The following is an 8,134-nucleotide window of genomic DNA, read 5'->3' on the forward strand; positions in this document are numbered from 1 at the left end:
ACCTATAAAACTAAAAACAGCACCAAAAACGTTTTTGGTGCTGTTTAATTTATCTATTTTTGTCTAATAATCTGTATCGATTATTTAGGACTAGTCAAACATATAATTTACCATCATCATCAAGTTTTTCTTTATAGTCATCATCCAATAAATTTGAATATCCTATTATAGATAAAAGTGGTTCTTGCAAATCATGAGAAGCTATATAAGCAAAACGCTCTAGTTCTTTATTTTTGTCTATTAATATTTTATTTTGAATATAAAGCTTATTTTGAGCTTCTTTTAAGGCAGTTATATCTACAGCATAACCTATCATATAAGCAAAAATACCCTCTATGTAAAATGGAAATAACCTACGATGCATGTACACCGTTTTGCCATCTTTAGTCATTTCATCAATATAATCAACTTGTTGTTTTGTTTCTATTGCTTTATTGAAATGATTTCTTCTACATTGAGCTAAAGAAGTATCAAGACCCTTTAAAGCAAAATAATCAAAATCATTTTTTCCAATCAACCAATTTCTCATTTCATCATTTTCAATAGTATTTTTATTAATAAACACATAATTATGCTCTTTATCAAACAGAACTATCTCAGCCGGAACGTTATCTAAGACTAAATCATTAAATATGGTTTTCTTTTTTAAATTATCTTCTAAGTTTCTTGTGTTTGTGATATTCTTAAGGGTTCCTTCTAAAATAATTTTTTTTTCTTTGTGAATAACTTTAGAATTAATTTCAAACCATATAATTTCTTCGTTTATTATAAATCTACTGATAAAATTAAATTCATCAGTTTTTACATCAATTTGATTTAATTTATCGTTTAATGAAACAAAATCATCGGGGTAAAACGTTAAGGATTTATACCAATTGATGGCATTTAATGGTAATTCAATTGGAAACATTTTTTTGAATGAATTACTTAAGTAAGTGAAATAATTTGACCTGTTTTTATTAATTATAAATTGAAATAAAGTTATTGGAATGTTTTTGTGAATAAGTTGTAATTCTTCTTCCTTTATTCTTGCTTGTTTGTTTTTTTCTTTAAGTTTTTTTAAGGCCGAATCTAAAAGAATACTATTCTTTCTGTTTTCCATCAAATAAACGACTTGATTAGCAAGTGCTTTTAGTAATTTTATCTGTTCATTAGATAAGCTGTGTGGCTTTTGATGAATTACATTAAGTGTTCCAAATGGTAAGTTTTGATTGTTTTTTAATACAACACCAGCATAAAAAACAACGTTGGGTTCATCTTTAACTAATGGATTGTCATAAAATCGTTCATCTTTCCTAGCATCTTCAATTATCAATAACTCATGTGAGTGATTTATAGCATGGGCACAGAATGAATAATCTTTGGGAGTTTCAGAAGCATTTAATCCGTGATGTGATTTAAACCATTGTCTATTTTCATCTAAAAGACTTATCAGAGCAATAGGTGTATTACAAATTTGAGCAGCAATAGATGTTATATTTTCAAAATCAGCATCTGGTTTAGTGTCTAAAACACAATATGATTTTAACAACTTTAACCTTTCTTCTTCGTTTTTATGTGGTAAGGGTTTAATCATAAATTTCTTGTTTTCTCTAAAAAGCACATCTAAAGCTAAGCAAATTATAAGTACTAAACATAAAAAGATTAAAAATATAGTTGAATTACATTATCTGTCGACCAAATGATTTTTTCTAAAACTAAATGACAGTATTAAGCTATATTAAGTGTTTATTCTATACAACAACTTTGTCACTATTCTCATTTTCTCCATAATCTCCTTTCCGGTTTATGCTTGTACTGGCATTACTTTAAAATCACAATATGGTGGAATAAAGAATTTAAAGCACAAACTCCAATGGAATTTAATGGTAAAAACTGGAAAAGCAAATACGGTTTTATAATACTAACTGTCTATGGTAAGCCTTACAACCATGATGGTCTTAATGAAGTTGGTTTACTTGGATTTGCGCAATATTCAGTTTGTGATAAAGATAAAACGTCTAAATCAATGAGTGAAGGGGATTTAATGCAATGGATGCTTTTTTCTTTCTTTTATATGACGTTTTTTCTTTCAAAGTTTTCGGTATATTTGTTAACGCCTGCCTTTAGGAGTCGCAACTTCTTCAAGCGACGGAACGTTACCTGCTAGTTTCTCCGAAAATTGCGGAAAAAAGATAATCCGAAAAAAAAATCTATTTTTGCAAAGTGGAAAAACTGAAAAACTTAATAATTCTTATAATTTGCTTACAAATAACAATTCCTTTTGTAGTTGAAGGTTGTTTGCGTTTTCCAGTTTTGGTTTCACATTTCTTACATCACAACAATCATCACGAAAAAATAAATTTTACTCATTTTATAACTGAACATTATTCAGAAAAACATCACGACGAAAATCACGACGAACACGAAAACCTACCATTTCATAAGCATTGCGATTATTCTTTTAATCATATTTTGGCATTGAATTTAGAAATTGTACTAATAAAATTTCAAACAAACTATAATTTCAAAGAACCAAAAAAAATCGCTTTTAAACAAAATTGTTTTCAATCGAATGTTTCTTTAAATATTTGGAAACCACCAAAAATTAGCTAATAAAATGTGCTACGCACAGAAAAAAGACTGACGATGCTAGCGCATCGCAATTCATTATTTTATTAATCTAAATTTTAATTCAAATGAGAAATTATTTGTTATTACTGACTATTATATGCGGAATTAATTCCGTTTTTAGTCAAAATACATTCAAAACAACAGTAAAAGACAGCATTACAAACCAAAAAATTAGTGGTGCAAATATTATAATTAAAGGAACTCAAATTGGTGCAAGTTCAAACGAAAAAGGAGAAATTGAACTAAATAATGTTCCTAACGGAAAGCAGGTTTTTATATTTTCGTTTATTGGTTACAGAACTTTAGAAATAGAAATTGATTTTCCGCAAACTAAATTAGTTGAAACTGTTTTACTTCAAGAAGACGACAGCGAAGAGTTAGAAGAAGTTATTGTTCAAGGAACAAGAAACAATCGAACTTTATCAAAAATTCCAACTCGTGTAGAAGTGTTAACCGAAGAAATTGATGAAGCTGCAACAATGGATCCAAGTAAAGTTGCGCATTTGCTAACACATAGCACAGGAATTCAAGTACAACAAACTTCGGCAACAAGTAATACAGCAAACGTAAGAATTCAAGGACTTGACGGAAGATATACACAAATGTTGAAAGATGGTTTTCCGCTATATGGCGGTTTTTCGGGAAGTTTAAGCATTATGCAAATTCCACCATTAGACTTACGACAAATTGAATATATAAAAGGTTCAGCTTCTACGCTTTATGGAGGTGGTGCAATTTCAGGTTTAATCAATTTAATTTCTAAAGAACCAACAAGCGAAGAAACAATTTTGCACTTAAATGGTTCGCATATTGGAGCTTTTGATGTTAATATGTTTACTAGTAAAAAGTATGAAAAAATTGGTTTTACACTTTTGGCACAACGAAATGTTCACAAAGCCTATGACGCTGACAAAGATGGATTTACAGATATGCCAGAATTAGAAAAGTTTAATTTCAATCCCAAATTAGTTTTTTATCTAACAGAAAAAACAAATTTAAGCGTTGGTGGAACTTTTACAACCGAAAAAAGACAAGGTGGTGACACAAAACTTTTAAATGAGGAAACGGCAACAAGTAACCATTTTTACAAAGAAAAAAATGAAGTTAGTCGAATTACAACTCAAACCAAATTAGAACATAAACTAACTGAAAACAAAACAATTGCTTTCAGAAATTCGTTTAATGTGTTTGATAGAAGTTTGTTTATAACACCAAATTTTATTGATGGAGAATACAAATTTGCAGGAAAACAAGTATCCTCATTTTCTGAAATGTCGTATTTGTACAAAAAAGATAAAAACTCATTAATTACAGGTTTAAATTTTTATACAGACGATTTCAAAGAAACGCCACTTCAAAGTAACAATTTGAGAAATGAAAATTATCAAACTATTGGAAGTTTTGCAAACTACACGTTTGATGTTGGCGAAAAAGTGTCTTTAGAAACAGGATTAAGAGCAGATTACGTTCTTAACGAAAAACTTTATTTGTTACCAAGAGCATCAGCACTTTTCAAATGGACAAACAAATTAACAACTAGAATTGGTGGTGGTTTAGGTTACAGAAATGCAAGTATTTTTAACCAAGAAGCCGAATTGTTGGGTTACAAAAATGTTTTGGCAATAAATAGAAATACAACAAAAGCAGAACAATCATATGGTGGTAATGCTGACATTGGTTATAAATTAAACTTTGGAAACAAAATCTTTATCAACTTTAACCAAATGTTTTTTTACACTTACCTTGACAAACCTTTGGTTTTACAAAACAATGGTTCAAATTTTGAATTTCAAAATGCAAACGGTTACACAAAAAGTGTTGGAACAGAAACCTTTTTTAAATTTGGTTTTAGTGATTTTGTTTTATTTGTTGGTTACACTTTTACAGATGCAACAAATCATTTCAGCGGAACAAAATCAAATGTAACATTAACGCCAAAACATAGTTTGAAAGGCGATTTATTATATGCGTTACCAGGAAAATGGAGAATTGGATTTGATTATGAACTAAAAAGCAGTCAAACTTTGAGCAACGGAAACCAAACAAAATCATTCTGGACTTACGGCGCAGTTGTAGAACATTATTGGAAAAACTTCACGTTTTTTGGAAATGTAGAAAACATATTTGATTACAGACAAACCAGACAAGAGAGTCTAATTTCGGGACCAAATAATACGCCACAATTTACAGAAGTTTGGGCGCCATTAGACGGTTTTGTATTCAACTTTGGACTAAAAATTAAGTTATAGAAATGAAATTACGCCAATAAAACCAGCAGGTAACAGCAGTTTTGCGCTATTGCTGGTTTTGGGCTTAATTTAAAGTTAGTTTTGTACTTTTTATTTTCAGTGCTTAATCGAAAGGTTCGGGCTTACAAATCACCAACTTCTTAAAGCCGCAAAACGTTATATAATAACCTTGAGCCACACAAACCGAATAATAAGACCCGCAAAAAAAAAATTAACATAAAATTTTAAAATTACTCCTTATATTTACCAAATGAAAAAACAGTTACACATAATAATCATAATGCTGATGCTTGGCTTCTTCTTGCCAACTTCAACTTATGCGTGTGGAACTAAAACCGAGAAAACGTGTTGCAAAAAAGAAACAACTTCTAAAACAGAAAAAAAAGACTGTTGCAATGGCAAACATTCAAAAGACAAAGACAATAGTTGTGGTGGAAAATGTGGTCACTCAAACTGCACTAGTTCTACTTCAGCAAATTTTAGTTTGATTTCTACTTTTGAATTTGATTTTAATAATACTAATTTTAATTTTTCGTCTGAAAAACAAAAATTTTATAACTCAAAAACCTTTATTTCCTCAGGTTTTTCTAGCGTTTGGCTTATTCCTAAAATAAGCTAAAACCAAACTTTGCTAGCCATAGTTATGGCTTTTTATCAACAACTTTTTATTGTTGAAATCTCAATAATTTTATTAAAATAACCGAAACATACTGTTTCACAAATTCAAATACAATGAAAAAGTCATTAAATACTTTAATGATGGCAACTTTTATATTGCTATCCATTACCACCAATGCACAAAAAATAAAAAATGCAAAAACCGAAACTGTAAAAGTGTACGGGAACTGCGGCATGTGCGAAACTAAAATTGAAAAAGCAGGGAATGTAAAAAATGTTGCATCAGTTGACTGGAATCAGGATACTGGAATGGCAACTATTACATACAATACTACTAAAACAAATAAAGATGAAATCCTTAAAAGAATCGCTCTTGTAGGTTATGATAGTGATTCCTTTTTAGCACCAGATGATGTGTATAATAATCTTCATGGGTGTTGTCAATATGATAGAGTTGCAAAAGTTCCAGTAAAAACAGAAACAGAAACGATGGCTACTACAGATGAACATGCAAATCACAATCATTCTGCTACGCAAACAAATGAAGCGCCAAAAATGAGTCAATTAGATGCTGTTTATGAAAACTATTTTTCTTTAAAAGATGCTTTAGTAAAAACTGATGGAACAACTGCATCTGCAGCTGCAAAAGAATTAGTAGCATCAATAAATGCTGTAAAAATGGACGAATTAAAAATGGATGTTCACATGGTTTGGATGAAGGTTTTAGAAAACTTAAAAAAAGAGGCTATTGCTATTTCAGAAAGTACTGATACAAAAAAACAAAGAGGTCGTTTTAACACACTATCTACATCAATTTACGAATTAATAAAAGTCTCTAAATCGGATGAAACTGTTTATTATCAATTTTGTCCAATGGCAAATAATGGAAAAGGTGCAAACTGGTTAAGTAAAGAGAATAACATTAAGAATCCGTATTTCGGTTCTATGATGTTAAGTTGTGGAAAAGTTGTGGAAACTATCAAATAGTACTTAAATGAGAAAAGTAATCATTTTATTATTTCTTTCTTTTGGTTTACAAGCACAAGTAAAAGTTGGTGACACTTTACCAACTTTTACTTTAAAAAACACCAATAATATAGACGTTTCAAGTACATCATTCAAAAACAAATATGTTCTTATTGATTTTTGGGCTTCTTGGTGCGCTCCATGCCGAAAAGGAAACAAAGAATTAGTTAAACTTTATAAAGATTTGGATTCTTCAAAATTTGAAATTTTAGGTGTTTCTGTAGATACTAATATCGAAAAGTGGAAAAAAGCCATTGAAAAGGACAACATTAAATTCACACAAGTAAACGACCCAAATGGATTTGATTCAAAAACAGCTATTTTATTTGGAGTTGAAGCATTACCGAGTCAATTTTTATTTGATACTAAAGGAATTCTAATTGCAATCAATCCAACAATGGATGAGATGAATAATTTAATAAAAAAATATTAATCATGAAAAAATCATATCAATACTTAACACTACTTGCATTTGTAGTATTTAATTTCTCAAATACAAATGCACAAATTTCTAAAGCAGAAATTAGAGCAACTGGCTTAACCTGTTCAATGTGCTCCAATGCAATCAATAAGCAATTAAAAGCGTTGCCAGAAGTAGCCAATGTAGAAACCGATTTAAACACAAATACTTTTACAGTTACCTTAAATGAAAACACAACAATAAGCCCTACTACTTTTAAGAAAAGCGTTGAAAAAGCAGGTTTTTTCATTGGTTCGCTAGTACTTACATCAAAAAATAGCTCAATAAAAAATGAAAAGTACATAGTAGTTGATGCTAAAACTATTGATTCGGAAGAAGTTACTTTTCAAGTTTTAGACAAAGGTTATGTTACTGACAAAGAGTATAAAAAATTATCAAAATCATTGAAGAAACTAGAAACCTATCTTGCAAATAATGAAGATGATTTTCATATTAAAATCTTGAATTAATGAGAAAAATATTCTTAATGTTAATCCTTCTTGGATTTCAAAAAAGCATCAGTCAAGAACTGTTTTTGGTAACAGATCCTGCTAGTAATGTTCCTGCCAACTCGCTTGGTGTAAATATAATGCAATCTGCATTTAAAGAAAAGTTTGAGTCAGGCTATAATTATCATATTATGCCCGAAGTAACTTATGGTTTAAACAAAAGTTTGATGTTCAGAGCCACCGCTTTTGTTAGTAATAGAAATAATAGTTTAGTAACAGAAGGTGGAAGTGTTTTTACCAAATACCGCTTTTTCTCATCAGATGATTTAAATAGTCATTTTAGATTAGCAGTTTTTGGAAGATATAGTTTCAATAATTCGGATATTCATCAAGAGCAAATTGAAATTATGGGACACAATTCGGGTTTTGAAACAGGAATAGTCGCTACAAAATTGATAAAAAAAATAGCCATAAGTTCGTCTGTAAGTTTTGAAAAAGCATTGGATAATACATCCAAAAATCCTTTTCCAAATTCATTAGGAGATAATGCTACTAATTACACCTTGTCTATTGGAAAATTAATGTATCCGAAAAAATACACTAGTTTTAAACAAACCAACATTAATTTTATGGTTGAGTTTGTTGGGCAAACTATCAATGAAAATGGAAAATCCTATCTTGATGTGGTTCCTGCTATTCAATTTATAATTAATAGTCAA

The 8,134-nt window shown here is 29.7% G+C and carries 9 protein-coding genes; 8 read left to right on the plus strand and 1 reads right to left on the minus strand.

Features of this window, described 5'->3' with window-relative positions:
• Positions 1 to 94: 94 nt before the first annotated feature.
• Positions 95 to 1,576, minus strand: a complete 1,482-nt coding sequence (locus ACHZC3_RS10290) for a GAF domain-containing protein (RefSeq protein ID WP_394759778.1) — start codon at positions 1,574 to 1,576, stop codon at positions 95 to 97.
• A gap of 216 nt (positions 1,577 to 1,792) precedes the next feature.
• Here ACHZC3_RS10290 and ACHZC3_RS10295 point away from each other — a divergent pair, with 216 nt between their 5' ends.
• From ACHZC3_RS10295 to ACHZC3_RS10330, 8 genes are all read left to right on the plus strand, one after another.
• Entirely contained in the window at positions 1,793 to 2,149 is a 357-nt protein-coding gene (locus ACHZC3_RS10295) for a hypothetical protein (protein WP_394759779.1), read from the plus strand.
• A gap of 56 nt (positions 2,150 to 2,205) precedes the next feature.
• A complete protein-coding gene (locus ACHZC3_RS10300; RefSeq protein ID WP_394759780.1) occupies positions 2,206 to 2,595 on the plus strand; it encodes a hypothetical protein in 390 nt (129 codons plus the stop codon).
• Between the two features lie 83 nt (positions 2,596 to 2,678).
• Positions 2,679 to 4,862 carry a carboxypeptidase-like regulatory domain-containing protein gene (locus ACHZC3_RS10305; protein WP_394759781.1) on the plus strand — a complete coding sequence of 728 codons (2,184 nt, stop codon included), beginning with the start codon at positions 2,679 to 2,681 and terminating at the stop codon, positions 4,860 to 4,862.
• A 250-nt stretch (positions 4,863 to 5,112) separates the two neighbouring features.
• On the plus strand, positions 5,113 to 5,481 hold the full coding sequence (locus tag ACHZC3_RS10310) for a hypothetical protein (protein WP_394759782.1): 369 nt from the start codon (positions 5,113 to 5,115) through the stop codon (positions 5,479 to 5,481).
• A gap of 113 nt (positions 5,482 to 5,594) precedes the next feature.
• Positions 5,595 to 6,467 (plus strand): DUF3347 domain-containing protein, encoded by an 873-nt coding sequence (locus ACHZC3_RS10315; protein WP_394759783.1) that lies wholly within the window; start codon positions 5,595 to 5,597, stop codon positions 6,465 to 6,467.
• A gap of 7 nt (positions 6,468 to 6,474) precedes the next feature.
• The gene (locus tag ACHZC3_RS10320) at positions 6,475 to 6,939 is read left to right on the plus strand and encodes a TlpA family protein disulfide reductase (RefSeq protein WP_394759784.1); all 465 of its coding nucleotides are present in this window, start codon (positions 6,475 to 6,477) and stop codon (positions 6,937 to 6,939) included.
• Between the two features lie 2 nt (positions 6,940 to 6,941).
• Complete coding sequence (locus ACHZC3_RS10325; protein ID WP_394759785.1) at positions 6,942 to 7,436, plus strand: heavy-metal-associated domain-containing protein; 495 nt, start codon at positions 6,942 to 6,944, stop codon at positions 7,434 to 7,436.
• On the plus strand, positions 7,436 to 8,134 hold a 699-nt coding region (locus tag ACHZC3_RS10330), incomplete at its 3' end, for a hypothetical protein (protein ID WP_394759786.1). The genes ACHZC3_RS10325 and ACHZC3_RS10330, both read left to right, overlap by 1 nt.

The organism is Flavobacterium sp. (assembly GCF_043720215.1).
GTDB lineage: Bacteria > Bacteroidota > Bacteroidia > Flavobacteriales > Flavobacteriaceae > Flavobacterium.